Below are 17,518 nucleotides of genomic sequence, written 5' to 3' on the forward strand. Positions count from 1 at the left end.
ATGAACTAATTAACTCTAGGATCAACGCTAAAACAGTTTGTAACTAATTAGTTAAGTGTTCAGAAACTCACTAAAAACTGCTAGCGTCAAACAAAGTAAAATATCGCTGTGGACTTTCGAGCTTGAAAACCCGTTCTAATTACTGGCAACTGCTGCCTTATATCCGACTCCAGTGGCAAACCATCGCCAGGGGACTGATTGGTATCTTGGGATACGTGCTGGCGACTTTAGTATTAATTAATCTCGCCGGGAAATTGGCAACTCCCTTTGCCCAAGGTAATGTAGTAGCGATCGCTCAAATAACTGGTAGCTGTGCTTTAATATTTCTTGTCAGAGGCTTGTTTCAGTCTATACAAGATATGTACATGGCGAAAGCTGCTTTAAGAGTTGCTTTTCATCTCCGTCAGCAAGTCTACGCACATCTGCAAAAGCTAAATCTCAGCTATTTTGAAACAGCAAAAGCTGGTGATTTATCTTACCGCCTCACAGAAGATGTTGACCGCGTTGGCGAAGTGGTAAATAAAGTATTTCACGACTTTATCCCCTGTATTTTGCAGCTGTTGGCAATTCCGATTTACATGATTTATCTGAATTGGCAACTGACATTAGCAACAATCATAATTGCGCCGCTGATGGGTATTTTAGTTGGCTGGTTTGGTGAACGTTTACGCAAGTATTCTTTAAAAAGTCAAAATCGCGTGTCGGGTTTATCAGCCATTCTCGCGGAAGTTTTCAACGGGATTCGTTTGGTACAGGCTTTTGCTGCCGAAAATTACGAAATCGCCCGCTTTGGACATGAAGCAGAACGCAGTCTCAAAGCAAAATACTCAACCGAACGCCTGAAAGCAATTCAGATTCCCATCATCGGATTTCTCGAAGCCTTAAGTGCGTTAGCGTTACTGATTGTGGGAGCGTGGCAAATTTCCCAAGGTAACTTAACAGTAGCGAATTTTTTCAGTTATCTGGCGGCGGCGGCGCTATTAATCGATCCCATTGGTCACACTACTAACAACTACAACGAATTTAAACAGGGTGAAGCATCTGTTGACCGCGTTTTTGAATTGATGGCAATTCAGCCGACGGTAATTGAAAAGACAAATGCGATCGCTCTGGCTCCAGTCAATGGCAAGGTAGAATATCGTCATATTTCCTTCGCCTATAAACCAGGTGAACCTGTCTTAAAAGATATCAGTTTATTAGTATCGCCAGGTGAAGCGATCGCGCTTGTGGGTGCTTCTGGTGCTGGTAAAACTACATTTGTGAATCTCTTACCCCGTTTTTACGACCCCGAAGTTGGTCAAATCTTCATTGACGATGTTGATATTCGGGATGTGAAACTGCATAGTCTGCGGCGACAAATTGGGATTGTTCCTCAAGAAACCATTATGTTTTCGGGGACGATTGCTCAAAATATCGCTTTTGGACAATATATTTTTGACATAAAAGCAGTTAAAGAGGCAGCGAAAATTGCTAACGCCCATCAGTTTATTAGCCAACTACCAGAAGGTTATAAGACTTGGGTAGGCGAACGTGGGGTAAACTTATCAGGGGGACAAAGACAAAGAATAGCGATCGCTCGTGCTGTTCTCCTCAATCCCCAAATATTGATTCTTGATGAAGCGACATCAGCCTTAGATTCTGAGTCAGAAGCACTGGTACAGGAAGCGCTGGAAAGATTGATGGAAAAACGGACAGTGTTTATTATTGCTCACCGTTTATCGACAGTTAGAAGGTGCGATCGTATTTTAGTTCTCGAACAGGGGCAAATTGTCGAATCGGGAACCCATGAAGAATTATTAGCTCTAGAGTGTCGCTATGCGCGGTTTTATGCCCAACAGTTTAGTTAGGAGTGGGGAAGCTAACTTTGCGGGTACTCCTTCTCCCTTGGCGTTAGCCTCTCCCTTTGGGAGAAGGGGAGACGCTAGCGTGAACAGAAAACTCTTAGAATAGCCCCTTTGCGTCTATGCGGTTCGTTAAAAAAATTCATTTTGGATTCTGACTCTTGAATTCTGACCCTTTAGGGATTTAGCACAGTTTTTGCAAAAATAATTTCGTTCACAATATCCATGACATCATTGACTACATCTTCTGCTGTTGATTCATCATTGATATATTGATTAAGTGATTTAAATTTTTCCTGGGAGATATTTCCCATTAATTTACTATCCCAATTTGTCAGCATTTCATCAAACACTTTTTTGGCATCGCCATTAGTGCATACAATAGGAATCACCGGAATTTTTTCTTGTTTAGCATATACATAAGTATCATAAGTTCCGCCAACACCTCCCAGAAGAATAACCAAATCTGAATGTCGTAAACAATCAAGCCATTCATTAATACCTGACTCGGTGTATTCGATTTTTCCACCCTTAAATACAGGTTGTTTTCCTCGTGGAACAACGTGTGTTAACTTATCGGTTAGGCGGATATTTTGTTGCGTGATTTTTTCGGCAAACTTATCAGCTACAACATAATCTACTCCCTGCCATCCACCTGTGATCAGGTTATAGTTATATTCGGCTATTTTCTCCCCAAGCTTTTGAGCGCACCAATTGATTTCATTAGGAATATTAAAGTCTCCTGTTCCTGCGACCAAAATGCTCTTTTTGCTTCTGAGTTGAACTGCATCATTTCTAATAGTATCAGTAAGTTGATTGATAAATGCATTAAAGTTCTGAGATGGATCGATGCTTAATTTATCCGAGATAAAAAACATGAATTCATCAATTTTTTGGGAAATCTCTCTAATTTTTTCAGCAACATCATGCATTGCTGAATCTTCATGAGAAGTTCGTTCTGAACCGATGAGTTGTTTTAGTTTTTCTTTCTGTTGCTTCCAGTATTTTATGTACTCGCTCTTACCTTCTTTGGTATATACATTGGCATCCTGTAAAACAACTGGAAAAACTTTTTGATCATAACCCTTGTGTTTAATGATTTTAACAGCTTCAAACATACAGTATTCCGATCGCAAATATTTGTCGCTGACTACAACAATCACATAGTTACCACGCCCGATTTCCTCCATGAAATTCTGTATACTTTTGCCTAGTGTTAAATAGTTGCGATCGCGAATTAAGTTATAACGTTCAGAAATAAGCGCTGCACAAATTTTATCGACTAATTCTTCACGTTGACTACCCAATTCACTCTTGTTGTCTTTCCATGCATACGATATATATATTTCATTCATTTTTTTAGATGCTATATAGCGCTTCTCGAATGGAAGCAATACATTTTGACCTCTCTCCTTTTAGGAGTTGCTGAATAAAATTTTACTTTTATCTTGGAAAAGAGACCTACGTATTTTCTCGCAATTAAATTCAGATTTTTGTATTTATACAATTCAGCATTATTTTTAGAGACGTTGCATTACAACGTCTCTTATTAAATTATTAGTCGTGTCAATTACGGCAGATATGATATTAATCAGTCTACCGCAATGAAAAAATAGCTTTGATTGTACTATTTTTTAGACTGAATTTGCTGTATCAACTCATAAAAAGGCTGCCAATTATCTTCTTGGGCAATTGCTTCCCAAGTAGCTTCAATCACAGGTCTTAATAATACCGTTTTGGGATTATTAACAGCTAGAGTTTGGGAAATTATATTGGTGCGATCGCTATCAAAATCGTTCAAAATTTGATGGTATAGTATGCACCAATCATCAAATATTCCCGATGCACCGTGTACTGGCACAATATCGGAATTATTCATCACAAAACCTGGTTCATCTCGCCATTTCGATGAAAAAGTACGAGCCATCTCATAAAAAAACTGGTGATAACCAACTTGGCTATCTTTTAAAAATTCAACTGTTAGATTCAACAGTTCCTCAGCTTGTGGATGGGACAACTCCAAAAAACCTAACTTTTTCAACATCAAAGAACTGTATTCAGCTTGATAATGCTCATCAAACATTTCTAATCTAGCTTCCATTTCGCCCTTATCAATAATCGCCTTTAAAGGTTCTTGGAGCATTTGTAAATTCAACTTGCAAATACTTGGTTGATTACCGTAACAGTAGCGCCCATAATAGTCAAAATACGCAGCTATAAAGGATGGGTTATAACTCGGAATAAATGCGTAAGGTCCATAGTCAAAGCTCTCTCCAGTAATCGACATATTGTCAGTATTCAACACTGCATGACAAAAGCCAGCCGCCATCCATTGTGCTACTAGTTCTGCAACCCGTTTAACTAATTCGGCGTAAAACAGAGCATATTTATCTTCTTCAGCATTTAAGTGTCGATAATACTGCTCAATTACGTGGTCTAACAGCTTCTTAGTTAAATCTGGACGCTGGAAATAGTGCAGTCGCTCAAAAGTGCCAAAGCGAATATGAGAACTGCTCATTCTAATCATCACAGATGAACGGGTAGGCGAAGGTTCATCGCCCCGCCAGAGTGGTAAACCTGTTTCAATCATGCTCAGACAGCGCGAAGTACGTACACCCAAGTAATGCAGCGCTTCCGCAGCCAGAACTTCCCGCACCCCACCTTTGAGCGTGAGCATACCATCGCCACCACGGGAGTAGGGCGTTCTCCCAGAACCTTTAGTGCCAAAATCGTATAATTCGCCATCATTGGCGCGTACTTGCCCGTAGAGAAAGCCTCTACCATCACCCAACTGTCCGTTATATTCACCAAATTGATAGCCGTGATAACGCAGTGCTAACAACGGTTTGCGCCCCTGAAATTGACCAAAGGCTGCGATGAAATCTTCGTCTTTGACTACTTGGGGGTCTAGACCGAAACGGGGTAATAGTTCATCGTTACGCCAACGCAGGAGGTGTTGAGGAAATTCTGCCGCCGCAACCTCATCGTAGTAGTCGCCTCCTAGAGATTCTAAGGCGGTTTCGTAGTTGAGGGTGAGAAAAGGATTGCTAGAATTCTTGTCGTTTGGAGTTTCAGCCAGAGTCATTACGAGCAAAGCTAATTCATTCTTCCTTTAATACTACCTCTGGCTTCAGCATCATCAGCATAGACGTAAAAAGCGACCCATATCTCAAATATGGCAGCATCGCTATCAAAATCTGCCAGACGCACAAAATACCCAACTGAATTCTGGCTCACCTCGACTGCGCTCGGCGACCACCTGACTCCTGAATTCTGTTTTGATAAAGCTTTGCAAATAAAAAAATAAGACTGGCTCAACCGAAGTTTGGATAAAATCCGCCAGTCTCCCGAAACTTAATCTTAATTAAATAAAACTGATTTTTTATTTTTTAATTGGTTCTGATGGTGGTGCAGCAATTCCTACTGGCTTTGATGTTGTTTGTGATACCTGTGAAGCTAGAATTTTTTTCACTTGCAGGTTATAAGCTTGCAAAATTGATTGAACCTGTTTCTGTTGATCTTGATTCAGATCCAAAGATGTTAGCACTTTTCTGATTCTCTGACGCGATTGCAGTGCTGCCTTAAATTTAGTATCTTGGGACGGGTTTAATAGAGCCTCAATATCTTTATCTCTTTGCTGGCGAGCAATTTGGATTTGTAGCCGCTGTTGCTGTGTGAGTTTGATTGGCTGGTGTGATGCAGCACTAGTCTGAGTTTTTAAGGCTGGTGTGGTGGCAGAATTTGGGCCTGGTGCTGCCAAAACAACTCCGTTTAAGATGGTAGCAAAAGCGAAGATAGTCGAAAATACAGATAAGCACTTTCTAGAATTAATGAGCATTTAAAAAAACTCCTCAACTATTTAATAAAATTCGACACATCGGCTAAAGCTAACCTTAATCACTAAGCATTGTAGTGAACAAATATTACTATTGCATTTGCTTGTGGAGTTGTTGTGTATTTATTATGAATTTACTATGAATTTGTAGATATTCACAATTGATATATTAAATCCATTCTTATCTGGATATAAAAGTATTAATTAGGCACTTTCCAAAGAGCATTTGTAAGACTTGTCAAAATATGATCTTCCCATTGTCCATTAATTAACAAATAGTCTCTAGCGTATCCTTCAACGACAAAACCGAGTCTTTTGAGTACATTACCACTGCGCCGATTGTGAGGCATATAATTAGCCATGACTCGGTGAAAATTTAACTCTTCAAATAGATATTGAGTTGCAGATTTTAACCCCTCTGTCATATATCCTTTACCTTGTTTATTTTCAGCAAGGCTATATCCCACATAGCAAAAATGAGCGGCTCCTCGGACAAAATTACTAAAATTAACCGTTCCAATAACTACGGTAGGATTTTTTTTGGTAAAAACAAATAGTTTTAACGATTGCCCATTGATAAATTCTAGAAAACTATTCTCTATCTGATATTGCCAATATTCTTCAGTGAAAAAACCATCAGCCCAAAGAGGGTAAAATGGAGTGAGATAAGTTTTGTTATCAATAAAGTATTTGAGAATTTGGGGTATATCTTCATGGATCGCTGCTCGTAATAATAGGCGATCGCTTGCAATTATTGGCAGTTCTGATATCATAAATTGCTTAATCTGCGGGATCTCTTCCAAAACATTCTCTAAATTTTATAAATTCTCTCATAACCTGTGGTTTAGCAGCTAGGGGGAATAGAATTCGCACTCCAGTTACATAAGTCTTGCTAATGTCTAATACAACTTTTGGAGAGGCTGCACTTTGATAAAGCTTTCTTACCACGCCAAGGGCAAAGCGGTAGTTGAATCTCGACTTACCTCGACTTCGCTCGGCACAAGTCGCTCGATTACCGCGCAGCGATGCACTGAGCGTAGTCGTTGTGTCGAAACTCAGTACAAGTGCCTAATGCCCAATGCAATACTTCTCGGTTAGGCATTTTTAATTCGGAATCGGGTTTTGGGAAAAGGGTACTGGGTTTGGGTTAAAGGTTTTTCCTTTTCCCCTTAACCGAGAAGTATAAATGCCCAATGCCCTTTACACAAAGATGGGGTGAGTATTTTTGCTCTTAATCTGCCATTCAACCAAAATCTTGATAAGCTGATGTCTAATATCTAGAGCGGAAAGATTGAGAGTTAAGGGTGATAAAGCACAGTGCAGGGCATAATTTCGATAAAATCGCTTTGCCTAAACGTTGTACCGCAGCAGATTCAAGTAAAAAACAGCTCAAGATTTAACCCAGTCTACAAGAAGGATAGTAATGTGGTGGGAATACGCTACGATTGGCAGGAATTAGAGATTCGGGCGATATACAACACGCCATTGCTAGAGCTTATTTATCAAGCTGCTAGCGTGCATCGCCAATATCATGACCCAACAAAAATACAAGTTTGCAAGCTTATATCGATTAAAACGGGGGGTTGTCCAGAAGATTGTAGCTACTGCGCCCAATCTTCCCGCTATAAAACAGAGGTAAAGGCGCAAGCACTCCTAGAAAAGGAAACGGTAGTTAACATTGCCCAAAAAGCTAAAGAAACTGGTGTTAGTCGCATTTGTATGGGTGCAGCTTGGCGCGAAGTCCGGGATAACTCACAATTTGAGGAAGTTCTGGAAATGGTCAAGGATGTGACTGCAATGGGTTTAGAGGTGTGCTGCACTCTGGGGATGTTGACGGCAAATCAGGCTAGGAAATTAGAAGAAGCCGGACTTTACGCCTACAACCATAACTTAGATACCTCACAGGAATATTACAGCACAATTATTACCACGAGAACATATAGCGATCGCTTGAATACAATTGAGAATGTCCGGCAGACAAATGTTACTGTCTGTTCTGGCGGTATCCTGGGTTTAGGCGAAACTGTTGATGACCGGATTGGGATGTTACAAACTCTGGCAAATTTACATCCGCATCCAGAGTCCGTACCGATTAATATTCTTTCACAAGTACCAGGCACACCCTTAGAAAATCAGCCTGATGTCCCCATTTGGGATATTGTGCGGATGATTGCCACAGCCAGAATTTTAATGCCAGCTTCCGATGTGCGTCTTAGTGCCGGCAGGGCGAGACTTTCTCAAGTTGAGCAAGCTTTCTGCTTTATGGCAGGAGCCAATTCTATCTTTTCTAGCGACGACAACAAGATGTTGACGGTGACAACTCCCTGTCCAGATTACGATACTGACCGAGAAATGCTGAATTTACTTGGTTTGGGAATGCGTCCGCCTTCCCAAAGACAGGAGAAGGTAACAAGTCCGGCTGTTGTAGGGTAAATATCTAATTGTGGGATAACCAAAAGGCCCATCCCACAATAAATAATTAGATATTCTGGCGTTGCATATTTGCGGGATGATTTTGCTAGTTTTGTGGGATGGGCATCTTGCCCGTCCCTTGTATGTCAGGGTTCTCGTGTCGCCCACCCTACAATAATCATCCCTTGATTCAGCAACGCCGATATTCTTTACTTGAATTCCCTAAGCAGGTGTCAATAAAATCAACTGCTGTTGCAAAAGGGTTCTTACCTCATCCAATCCCAGTTCTACATTTGTCAATATCTCTGCAACTGCGGAGTTTTGATCACATCTTTGCATAAACTCAAACTCTGCTACAGATAAATTAACTATCTGGTAATCATAATTAAAGAAACATTGACTGGGAAATCCCTCAAGACAAGGATTCAGTTCGGGAATCGCTGCTAGTAGAGCGTTATCATCTGACCAGTCCGCCTTAATTAAAGGAGGACGACCGAGGAAAAACTCGTAATGAGTTACTTCTGGGTCTAATAATTCTATCAGGCGATAAAGCTGGCGATCGCTCAATTCTTTTGCCCGTTCTACTAACTCTGGTGCTTTGCCCAAAAGTCTCTCTAAATCCCAGAAACTCGGATTCGAGAAACCAATAAATTCCAATCCCGAAGCATCTATTAATTCAAACAGCGTTTCAATGTTGTAGTCAATTTCTTGAGGATGAACGTACATATCAGCAAAGTATTCATCCTTGTTGTTTTCTAGTGACCAACGTTGTTTATCGTATTTGACAATTCGGTTATTTTCTGGTAAAGAAGCGAATATTTGTCGCCCGACTTGGACACCATCGCGATAGTCGCCTTTTTTATCACCTTGAATAAGTGCGATCGCTTTTTGCATGAGTTGAATTTCCCAGCGTCCCAACTCCCCATAGACAAAAATGTGCATCAAGCCGCCTGGAGCTAACTTTTTCGCCAAAGCTTGAATACCACGAATGGGATCGGGGGTATGATGCAAAACGCCAACACAGTTAATTAAATCAAACTCACCCGGTAACTGTTCCACATCAAACAAACTGAGGTGGTGAAATTCAACGCGGTTAGCCCCTGAACGCTGACAACGTTCTTTGGCTACAGCTAAAGCACCAGTACTGAGGTCAATTCCCACAACAGAAGCTTGAGGATTGAGGTGAACTAAGTACTCTGTACCCACACCAGTACCGCAACCTGCATCTAAAATCCGAATATCTTGCCTTTGGGGTTTTTGGCCTGTGCAGAAGTTATGAGCAGCTAGCCAATTCCAGCGCCAGTTGTAGCCTGGAGGTGGTTCATCCAACAAAGCTTCGGGCGGAAAGGGGTAGGTATTGTAGAGTTTGGCAACAGCAGCACTAACAGTTTGGGAATCGGACATGATGAGGAATAACGCAGTATTTCTGAGTTTAGCGGATAGTGGCTGATTAGAGCAAAGATTACTATTGTTTATTTCCTGATATTTATCCAACAGCAAAGTCAGTAAATTGGCGTTTATCAATAATGATAAAGCCTACTTTTTACGTTGTGCAGCACATTTTAAATTGAAAAATTATAGTGAAGCTGTAGATGACTGTAACAAGGCAGTTAAGATAAATCCCAATAATGACGAAGCCTACTTTTTACGAGGCGCTAGTCATAGTATGAATAGGAATATGTATCAAGGAATGGAAGATTTTCGGAAAGCTGCAAGCTTAGGAAACGAAGAAGCTAAGGAAATCCTCAAAAATATTCAACAATAGCCAGGTAATCAGTAATTTAAGCATTTTTATAAATTGCTCTTAAGTTTTTTACTATTAATAAATAAATTTAATTATGCTTGGTATAAATTAAGATGTAATCCAATCTTCTAAACGCAAATTAGGAACTTTCTCAAAATCCTTCCGGTTGCGGGTTACTAAAATACCATTCACCGACAGCGTAATTGCCGCAATGCGTAAATCTTGAGTACCAATGCGGATTCTTTGACGAATTAAGTCTTCGTAACAATTAATAGCATACTCGTCAAATACTAGCGATCGCACAAAATTAAGATATAGTCCAATCTTCTAAACGTAAATTAGGAACTTTCTCAAAATCCTTGCGGTTGCGGGTTACTAAAATCCCATTCACCGACAACGTAATTGCAGCAATGCGTAAATCTTGAGTACCAACGCGAATTTTCTGCTTAACTAACTCAGCATAAACATTACAGGCTTTAGTATCAAATTCAAGTAATTTTATATTTTTGAAATATTCTATTTCATCCCATAATCCCTTGTATCCCCATATTAATTTGTCATACTTAGACGGTTGATTACTATATTTGTTGATAACATTCAGCCATCCTTTAACTTTCTCCTCAAATGTAATCACTGTTATAGCCAAATTTTCATGATTCTGCTGTCTTATGCGTTGTGTGACTAGTGGATGACTATTTTGAAATAACGACAGATGGTCTGTATCTAATATCCACATAATACTTACTTTGTCTCATTATCCAAATCAATTTGACTCCGTTCAGATTCTATATATTCCAGAGCTTCTGTAAAAAGAGGATTATCTTTGTGCATTCCTGCAAATTTCATCCAAGGATGTTCGGTTTGGGGAGGTTCAATTTCCAAAGTCACTATTTCTGGTTCTCGTTCTTGTAAAAGTTGAATTAGTTTCTCTAGCGCTTCTTCTTTAGTCACACCAAAGCCTTTAAAATCTGGTAAGCCTAGCACTGTCGCACTAATTCCGCCATCTGGTTGATTTTCAATTACCACATCATAATTTAACTTGGGTACAGTATTGTTAGGATAAGTTTTTACAGTTAAATTCATAATATTTTGAACCTTGAAGTTTTATATTGATTATAACTGCTGACCCACTTACTGCTAACTTGAGAGTTTGTACGTGTTAGCGTAGCGTTTCGTAGATGACTACAAACCTTTAAGAATTTACACTGCCTTACTTATCTATGGTTTGATTTTTATCATATTGTCTTTTGCGATCGCACCAATGATTTACAACCAATCAGAGTTTAATTTACGCTGTGAATGGGGGCCGCAAGGAGTTGCTCAACTTGCTCCTATCAGTGATGTAGTTGTGATAGTTGATGTTCTCTCTTTTTCTACCTGCGTGGAAATTGCCACCAACAACGGCGCGATAATTTTTCCCTACGCATATAGAGATGAATCAGCCATAGATTATGCCAAGTCAGTACAAGCAGAATTGGCAAGTCATAGACAACGTTGGACTACAACTGGATATTCTCTTTCACCAAAATCGGTAGCTGAAATTCCTGCTGGAACCAGACTAGTTTTACCATCACCTAACGGTTCTTTCCTGACTTTACATACAGGAAATACACCAACTTTGGCTGGCTGCTTGCGAAATTGCCAAGCTGTGGCGCAGTTTGCTCAAAAGTATGGTGGTAAAATCGCTGTGATTCCTGCCGGTGAGAGGTGGAAAGAAGATGGTAGCCTCCGCCCTGCATTTGAAGATTTAATTGGTGCTGGGGCAATTCTCAGTTATTTAGATGGCAGTCTATCACCAGAAGCCGAAGTTGCTGTAACAACATTTCAGGCTTTCCAGCAGGATTTACCAGGGTACTTGAAAAAATGCAGTTCGGGTAAAGAGTTGATTGAAAGAGGTTTTGAGTTAGATGTTGAACTATCCGCCGCCTTTAACATCAGTAATTGCGTGCCTTTATTTAAAGATAATTCCTATGTCAACGTAAGTTCGACGAACCTTTCTCTGCCTTGAATTAAAGTTAAAGTCTGTGCTTATCCGATTCCAAAAGGGACGGTTTTGTGTAGTCAAACCTCTAAGAATTTTTTTGATTGAGTCAATTATAGGGACACTATATCAGCCGTCGAATTCACGTTATCTAAATTCCCAAAACAAGGTTAATTAGGTGCCAAGTTCTAATTATGCATATGCCATATTGATATGCCTTTGACTTGCCAAGTTACTCTTGTGTTTTTCCCAAGCAATGGTTGTGTTGATAATCTCGTCTAAATCATTGTGTTTTGGTTGCCAACCCAAAACCCGATGGATTTTATCAGCACAAGCTGCAACACAGGCAGGATCGCCTGGACGACGTGGTGCGGCAATAACGGGAAAATCTACACCAGAAATAGCCTTGACTCTTTCAATAACTTGTCGGACGCTGTATCCTTTCCCATAACCGCAGTTGAAAATTTGGCTTTCCCCTCCTTTTTCTAAATAATCCAAAGCATCTAAGTGAGCAGTCGCCAAATCTTCAACATGGATATAGTCTCGAATTGCAGTTCCGTCGGGCGTAGGAAAATCAGTACCAAAAATTCGGACTTCTGGCTTGCGCTTGAGTGCTGCATCACAAGCAGCTCGAATCAAATGAGTGGCATTCGGTGACATTTGCCCCAATAGTCCACTTGGTTCAGAACCTGCTACATTAAAGTAACGTAAAATTACGTAGTTTAGTGAAGATACTGCTGCATAATCCTGGATCAGCCACTCACTCATCAACTTTGAACGTCCGTAAGGATTAATGGGTTGTGTAGGATTCGACTCAGTAACAGGATTGTCTTTTACTTCTCCGTAAACTGCGGCTGTGCTAGAAAAAATGAACTTGTTAACACCCATAACGCTACAGCAGCGCAGCAAATTTAAGGTGTTGCGGGTGTTGTTGGCGTAGTAGTCGAGGGGATGAGCTACTGATTCTGGAACAATCAGACTAGCGGCAAAGTGTAAAACGGCGCTGAATTTATGTTGGGCAAAAACTTGATAAAGATGCCCACTGTCTACTAAATCACCAATAATTAGTTTCCCGTGTAGTACTGATGCTGGTGAACTTGTAGAGCAGTTGTCGTAGACTACGACATCATAACCAGCTTCCCCTAGTTGGCGAACTACATGGGAGCCAATGTAACCAGCACCGCCAGTTACCAATATTTTCTTTTTCATTTCTTTTTCCTTATCTACCTTTACCTAACAAAACAACTCGAATCGTTTTGAAGGCGATCGCTAAATCCAACCAAATGGAATAATTTTTGATGTAGTACAGATCGTATGACAGCTTTTCGTAAGCATCTTCTATAGATGCTCCATAGGGATACATAACCTGTGCCCAGCCTGTAATTCCAGGTTTGACCAAATAGCGAACTTCATAGTAGGGAATCGCTTCTTTGAGTTTGACATCAAATTCTGGTCGTTCTGGACGAGGCCCAATCAGACTCATTTCACCCCGTAAGACGTTCCATATTTGAGGTAATTCATCAATACGCAACAAACGTAGCCAGTATCCGACTCTGGTGATTCGTGGATCGCGTTGACTAGCCCACTGCGCTCCCAACTTTTCTGCATCCTGATACATGGAGCGAAATTTATAAACTCTAAATGGTTTACCATGTAACCCACTTCGCTGCTGACTGTACAATACTGGGCCAGGGCTATCTAGTCTCACTAGTAATGCAACCAACAACAGAAGTGGTGCAACTAATACTAGTAAAAAGAGTATCAAGATGATATCGACAGCTCGCTTCAGTTTCATACTGAAGTAACCAGGCATTAGGTTAAAACCATCACTAAAAGCCAACCATTTGTCTTGTAACAGCGAGGAAGGTAGTTTATACCAAAATGTTTCGTAAACATCTGGCAATGTATAAACCGGAATGCCTCGCAACCGCATCTGCATTAACTGTTGTGCTTGAGACGTAGAAAAGTTTATCTGGGCTGTAACTATAACCCCAGACCAGGATTCTTGACTCCATTGTGACAACTCGCTCAGGCTTCCCTGATAACTCAGATTTCTTTTTGGTAAGTCTATAGTTTTTTGGTTTTCCTCTGCTAGAAGAGTCAATTTCCCTAAAGGATTCAGTCCTAGCAATTTTTGTGCAAATTTGATCGCATTATCCCCGCCTCCTAGTATTAACCAACGACTTTTCAGGGCGTGCGATCGCACCCATCTTACTGCTAACACGCGCAATATTATTGCCCAGATAGTAAAGATTCCCAAGCTAGGTAAAAAGACACTCCGCCATGTTACCGGATTATTTTGGGCAATACCTGACAAGTAAATTAGGGCAGAAATAAAGAATGCGATCGCAATGCTACAAATAATAATTCGAGCGGGCGCTCTTAAACCTGAAATTTGCCGATCTGGATGGTAAGCATCTGCTAAATAAAATGCTGCAAGTATCATGCAGACAAATGTGTAAGGTAACGGATTTAGCCAATGTAAGGGTTGATCTAAACGCAACCATTGTGCGATCGCTAAACAAATTAGCAACCCAAAAATATCCCCTAACAAAAGCAATATCGGTAGGCTGCGGACTATATTTGGCAGCCTAGTATTGGTAGGTAAACTAACATAACTTGTGGAAGTCATTGGTTTCTATTATTCTTCAGTATCCTGATATCGATTTCTTCGTTAAAACCAGCAAGAGATTCAAAGAAGGGAATATTAAAGACCGGCCATATTGTGCCAAAACATACAAAAATAAGAAATTTTCGTATGCTCTGTTTGTCAAAGAAATTGGAGATGTAAGTATTACAAACTAGGAGGGGGAACTATCTGTGTGTCGGTATAGCATATCTGTAGGAGATACATCTTAACTGGCATTGGCTGTACGAACTACACTACGGCTTCAAGGTTGTTCTTTTGACATTTGCATTATGCCATGAGTGTAGTCAATCTGAACTTTATATTTAATTTATTAGTTAGCGTATATTTGCTGCTAAAGTAGATGTTCACGAAATAACAAAATAAGGAAAAATCTTATACAAGCTGTTGAAATGCTGTTATTAAATTAATACAAAAGAAGTAAGTGGGTGAAAAAAAACATAACCATGTTAACAAGGATAAATGAGGCTAAAAGCTTGTTATCTTCTATATCTTGCCTTCTACTTTCTGCCCGATCTCAACTACAAATATTTACGTTTTTCTGCTTAATGAGTTGAAATAAATGCTTTTCAATGTAATCTAAAATTCTAAAAAAAAATTAAAAACACCTTGACATTTAGATAATATTTCTGGGATAAATCTAAGGAAATCTAATAAAAAACAAACACTTTAGAGAATACGGTCACTTGTATTATGATTTTTTATACAGATAATTAGTAATTAATCCTAATTATGTATTATGTCCAAATGACTATACTTGGACTACCAAAATTGTGAAGCAAAATTAGTAAAAACAATTTCAGGTATTCGTAACATACTCCATGCCCTCTAACCAAGAAGACCAAAACTCCTTAGATTTGCAGCAATACTCGCTACTTCTAAAAAGGCGTTGGCTAATTATAGCTGCGGTGACTGCCTCTATTTTTGGACTGTCAGCTTTAAGTGCTATCAAGCAAAAACCAATTTATGAAGCAGAAGGTAAGTTGCTTTTCAGTAAAACTGACCGCGTTTCTTCACTGACAAGTCCCTCGGCACAAGTTGGGGAGTTGAGAAGTGTGACTGAAATCAACAGTCCGTTGGATACAGAAGCAGAGGTTATTCGTTCTAATCCAATAGTTGAGAAAACTATTGCTAGTCTCAGGTTGGTAGATAAGCAAGGAACACCCTTGGAAATAAATGAGTTTCTCGAAAAAGTCAAAATTAAAAGTGTCCGGGGTACAGATATTTTGGCGATTTCGTACAGCAGCAGCAATCCAAAAGAAGCCGCAGATGTTGTGAATTCGCTGATGAAATATTACCTGGAGAACAATATTCAGATTAACCAAGCCCAAGCGACAGTGGCAAAGAAGTTTTTACGCAAGCAACTGCCTGAAGTTGAAGCAAGGGTAGTCAGATCGGAAGCAGCTTTGCGTAGATTTAAAGAAGAAAGTCGGGTAATTGCTTTAGAGCAAGAAGCAACAAAAGGAGTGGACAAACTCGCGGATTTATCAGACCAGATTACCCAAGCCCAGGCAAATTTAACGGATGCTAAGACTCGCTCACAACTTCTGCAACGTCAATTGAGATTGAATTCGCAGCAAGCTGTGGATATGGGTAATTTAAGCCAATCAAAAGCTGTGCAGGAGGTATTAACACAGTACCAACAGGTGCAAAACCAGTTAGCAGTAGAAAAGACTCGCTATACAGACAAACATCCGGCGATCGCTAATTTGTTAGCAAAAGAAGCAGCCCTCAAAAAGCAGCTACAGACGCGAATTTTTGAGAATGCAGGTAGAGAAAAATCTGTACCAGCCCAGAATTTAGGGATGGGAGAACTCAAGCAGACTTTACTGGCCCAACTGGTACAGTCGGATGTAGAACGTTCAGCATTAGCTAACCGAATTACAGTTTTGCAGAATGCATATACACTTTCTCAAAGACGATTGAGTGTTTTACCCCAACTGCAAGAAAAACAGCAACAGCTAGAGCGACAGTTGCAAGTTGCTACATCTACTTATGAAGAACTGCTAAAGCGATCGCAAGAAGTCGATGTAGTAGTAAATCAGAATGTCGGTAATGCCAGGGTAATATCTGCGGCTTTACTTCCTAAAAAAGCTGTTCCTTCTAAAATTGCCTTTCACCTAGCGCTGGGTGGATTTTTGGGAATTTTGCTGGGTGTAGGGGTAGCTTTGATCTTAGAAGCTATGGATCGATCCCTCAAAACTCTTGAGCAAGCCCAGCAGTTCTTAGGTTATTCTTTACTCGGTACGATTCCTCTCTTGGGTCAAAAAGCTAAAAACAGTGGGGAAGGTTTAGTCGAACTACCAGTCAAAGATAATCCATATTCGGGAGCAAGTTCAGCCTTTGAGATGCTTCAGACGAACCTGGATTTGACTATCGACCATCGACCACTAAAAGTAATTGCCGTAGTTAGTTCAGCTCCAGGTGAAGGTAAATCATTTGTGGCTGCAAATTTGGCAGTAGCTCAGGCACATATGGGGCGCAGAATCCTATTAGTAGATGCGGATATGCGTCACTCCTCCCAACAGGAAATCTGGAAACTATCTAATCCAGTCGGACTAAGTAATGTTTTAGTTGGTCAAGCAGAGTTTCGCAACGCCACCCAAGAAGTATTAGTTAACTTGGATTTATTAACGGCTGGGACAATCCTAGCGAAACCCGCAGCATTGCTAGATTCGCAGCCTATGGCTTTGTTAATTCAAGAGGCAGTCAAAGACTATGATTGTGTAATTATTGATACTCCTGCCTTGAGTTTGTTTGGTGATGCACTCATGCTAGGCAAGATGGCAGATGGAATATTGCTAGTTGTACATCCTGGAGTGCTTGACCGTGCTGTTGCTAAGAATACGAAAATGATGCTAGAGCAAGCGCGATCGCGTGTTTTAGGAATGGTGGTAAATGGGGTTACTGCTGAAAAAGCGTCTGGTTACTATCACTCCAGGGGATCTGACGGTGGAAAAAGGTCTGCTTTGAGTCAGATAAATGTGCCTGGGATAAGAGCTTGATGAAGTTTATTTATTGACTGGACTATATAACTCTGGGGATAGGGGTATTTTCA

16 protein-coding genes are annotated in these 17,518 nt (G+C 40.3%); 5 read left to right on the plus strand and 11 right to left on the minus strand.

Annotation, left to right across the window (positions count from 1 at the left end; translation table 11 throughout):
* Window positions 1-122: 122 nt before the first annotated feature.
* On the plus strand, window positions 123-1,847 hold the full coding sequence (locus RMX69_RS00100) for an ABC transporter ATP-binding protein (RefSeq protein WP_289794851.1): 1,725 nt from the start codon (window positions 123-125) through the stop codon (window positions 1,845-1,847).
* A gap of 170 nt (window positions 1,848-2,017) precedes the next feature.
* On the opposite strand, the gene RMX69_RS00105 is transcribed toward RMX69_RS00100, so the two are convergent.
* The 5 genes from RMX69_RS00105 to RMX69_RS00125 all read right to left on the minus strand — a co-directional run bounded on the left by RMX69_RS00105 (window position 2,018) and on the right by RMX69_RS00125 (window position 6,449).
* Window positions 2,018-3,196 carry a toll/interleukin-1 receptor domain-containing protein gene (locus RMX69_RS00105; protein ID WP_322636062.1) on the minus strand — a complete coding sequence of 393 codons (1,179 nt, stop codon included), beginning with the start codon at window positions 3,194-3,196 and terminating at the stop codon, window positions 2,018-2,020.
* Between the two features lie 272 nt (window positions 3,197-3,468).
* Window positions 3,469-4,926 (minus strand): protein adenylyltransferase SelO, encoded by a 1,458-nt coding sequence (locus RMX69_RS00110; RefSeq protein WP_322636063.1) that lies wholly within the window; start codon window positions 4,924-4,926, stop codon window positions 3,469-3,471.
* Window positions 4,927-4,937: 11 nt separating this feature from the next.
* On the minus strand, window positions 4,938-5,078 hold the full coding sequence (locus RMX69_RS00115) for a hypothetical protein (RefSeq protein ID WP_289794848.1): 141 nt from the start codon (window positions 5,076-5,078) through the stop codon (window positions 4,938-4,940).
* A 145-nt stretch (window positions 5,079-5,223) separates the two neighbouring features.
* The gene (locus RMX69_RS00120; protein ID WP_322636064.1) at window positions 5,224-5,679 is read right to left on the minus strand and encodes a hypothetical protein; all 456 of its coding nucleotides are present in this window, start codon (window positions 5,677-5,679) and stop codon (window positions 5,224-5,226) included.
* 197 nt (window positions 5,680-5,876) lie between these two features.
* Entirely contained in the window at window positions 5,877-6,449 is a 573-nt protein-coding gene (locus RMX69_RS00125; protein WP_322636065.1) for a GNAT family N-acetyltransferase, read from the minus strand.
* A 652-nt stretch (window positions 6,450-7,101) separates the two neighbouring features.
* On the opposite strand from RMX69_RS00125, the gene bioB reads away from it, so the two are divergent.
* Entirely contained in the window at window positions 7,102-8,109 is a 1,008-nt protein-coding gene (gene bioB / locus RMX69_RS00130; RefSeq protein ID WP_322636066.1) for a biotin synthase BioB, read from the plus strand.
* A gap of 201 nt (window positions 8,110-8,310) precedes the next feature.
* Here bioB and RMX69_RS00135 read toward each other — a convergent pair whose 3' ends face one another.
* Window positions 8,311-9,492: a class I SAM-dependent methyltransferase gene (locus tag RMX69_RS00135; protein WP_322636067.1), complete on the minus strand. Its 1,182-nt coding sequence runs from the start codon at window positions 9,490-9,492 to the stop codon at window positions 8,311-8,313.
* A gap of 106 nt (window positions 9,493-9,598) precedes the next feature.
* Here RMX69_RS00135 and RMX69_RS00140 point away from each other — a divergent pair, with 106 nt between their 5' ends.
* Window positions 9,599-9,853 carry a tetratricopeptide repeat protein gene (locus RMX69_RS00140; RefSeq protein WP_322636068.1) on the plus strand — a complete coding sequence of 85 codons (255 nt, stop codon included), beginning with the start codon at window positions 9,599-9,601 and terminating at the stop codon, window positions 9,851-9,853.
* 87 nt (window positions 9,854-9,940) lie between these two features.
* Here RMX69_RS00140 and RMX69_RS00145 read toward each other — a convergent pair whose 3' ends face one another.
* The 3 genes from RMX69_RS00145 to RMX69_RS00155 are packed head-to-tail and all read right to left on the minus strand — an operon-like array spanning window position 9,941 to window position 10,915.
* Window positions 9,941-10,135: a type II toxin-antitoxin system VapC family toxin gene (locus tag RMX69_RS00145; protein ID WP_322636069.1), complete on the minus strand. Its 195-nt coding sequence runs from the start codon at window positions 10,133-10,135 to the stop codon at window positions 9,941-9,943.
* 4 nt (window positions 10,136-10,139) lie between these two features.
* Window positions 10,140-10,568, minus strand: a complete 429-nt coding sequence (locus RMX69_RS00150) for a type II toxin-antitoxin system VapC family toxin (RefSeq protein WP_289794841.1) — start codon at window positions 10,566-10,568, stop codon at window positions 10,140-10,142.
* Window positions 10,569-10,573: 5 nt separating this feature from the next.
* Entirely contained in the window at window positions 10,574-10,915 is a 342-nt protein-coding gene (locus tag RMX69_RS00155) for a type II toxin-antitoxin system HicB family antitoxin (RefSeq protein ID WP_289794840.1), read from the minus strand.
* A 142-nt stretch (window positions 10,916-11,057) separates the two neighbouring features.
* Between RMX69_RS00155 and RMX69_RS00160 the strand changes: the two genes are divergently transcribed.
* Complete coding sequence (locus tag RMX69_RS00160) at window positions 11,058-11,840, plus strand: 2-phosphosulfolactate phosphatase (RefSeq protein ID WP_322636070.1); 783 nt, start codon at window positions 11,058-11,060, stop codon at window positions 11,838-11,840.
* A gap of 165 nt (window positions 11,841-12,005) precedes the next feature.
* Here RMX69_RS00160 and galE read toward each other — a convergent pair whose 3' ends face one another.
* Window positions 12,006-13,022, minus strand: a complete 1,017-nt coding sequence (gene galE, locus RMX69_RS00165; protein WP_322636071.1) for a UDP-glucose 4-epimerase GalE — start codon at window positions 13,020-13,022, stop codon at window positions 12,006-12,008.
* A gap of 10 nt (window positions 13,023-13,032) precedes the next feature.
* Window positions 13,033-14,445, minus strand: a complete 1,413-nt coding sequence (locus RMX69_RS00170) for a sugar transferase (RefSeq protein WP_322636072.1) — start codon at window positions 14,443-14,445, stop codon at window positions 13,033-13,035.
* 836 nt (window positions 14,446-15,281) lie between these two features.
* On the opposite strand from RMX69_RS00170, the gene RMX69_RS00175 reads away from it, so the two are divergent.
* The gene (locus RMX69_RS00175) at window positions 15,282-17,465 is read left to right on the plus strand and encodes a GumC family protein (protein ID WP_322636073.1); all 2,184 of its coding nucleotides are present in this window, start codon (window positions 15,282-15,284) and stop codon (window positions 17,463-17,465) included.
* The last annotated feature ends 53 nt before the right edge of the window (window positions 17,466-17,518 follow it).

This window comes from Nostoc sp. EspVER01, assembly GCF_034530635.1.
In the GTDB taxonomy this organism is placed as follows: Bacteria; Cyanobacteriota; Cyanobacteriia; order Cyanobacteriales; family Nostocaceae; genus Nostoc.

Coding starts and splice junctions, on each gene's coding strand:
- RMX69_RS00105 (WP_322636062.1), bottom strand. CDS start 3,196: ATGAATGAAATATATATATCGTATGCATGGAAAGACAACAAGAGTGAA.
- RMX69_RS00110 (WP_322636063.1), bottom strand. CDS start 4,926: ATGACTCTGGCTGAAACTCCAAACGACAAGAATTCTAGCAATCCTTTT.
- RMX69_RS00120 (WP_322636064.1), bottom strand. CDS start 5,679: ATGCTCATTAATTCTAGAAAGTGCTTATCTGTATTTTCGACTATCTTC.
- RMX69_RS00125 (WP_322636065.1), bottom strand. CDS start 6,449: ATGATATCAGAACTGCCAATAATTGCAAGCGATCGCCTATTATTACGA.
- RMX69_RS00135 (WP_322636067.1), bottom strand. CDS start 9,492: ATGTCCGATTCCCAAACTGTTAGTGCTGCTGTTGCCAAACTCTACAAT.
- RMX69_RS00150 (WP_289794841.1), bottom strand. CDS start 10,568: ATGTGGATATTAGATACAGACCATCTGTCGTTATTTCAAAATAGTCAT.
- RMX69_RS00155 (WP_289794840.1), bottom strand. CDS start 10,915: ATGAATTTAACTGTAAAAACTTATCCTAACAATACTGTACCCAAGTTA.
- galE (WP_322636071.1), bottom strand. CDS start 13,022: ATGAAAAAGAAAATATTGGTAACTGGCGGTGCTGGTTACATTGGCTCC.
- RMX69_RS00170 (WP_322636072.1), bottom strand. CDS start 14,445: ATGACTTCCACAAGTTATGTTAGTTTACCTACCAATACTAGGCTGCCA.
- RMX69_RS00175 (WP_322636073.1), top strand. CDS start 15,282: ATGCCCTCTAACCAAGAAGACCAAAACTCCTTAGATTTGCAGCAATAC.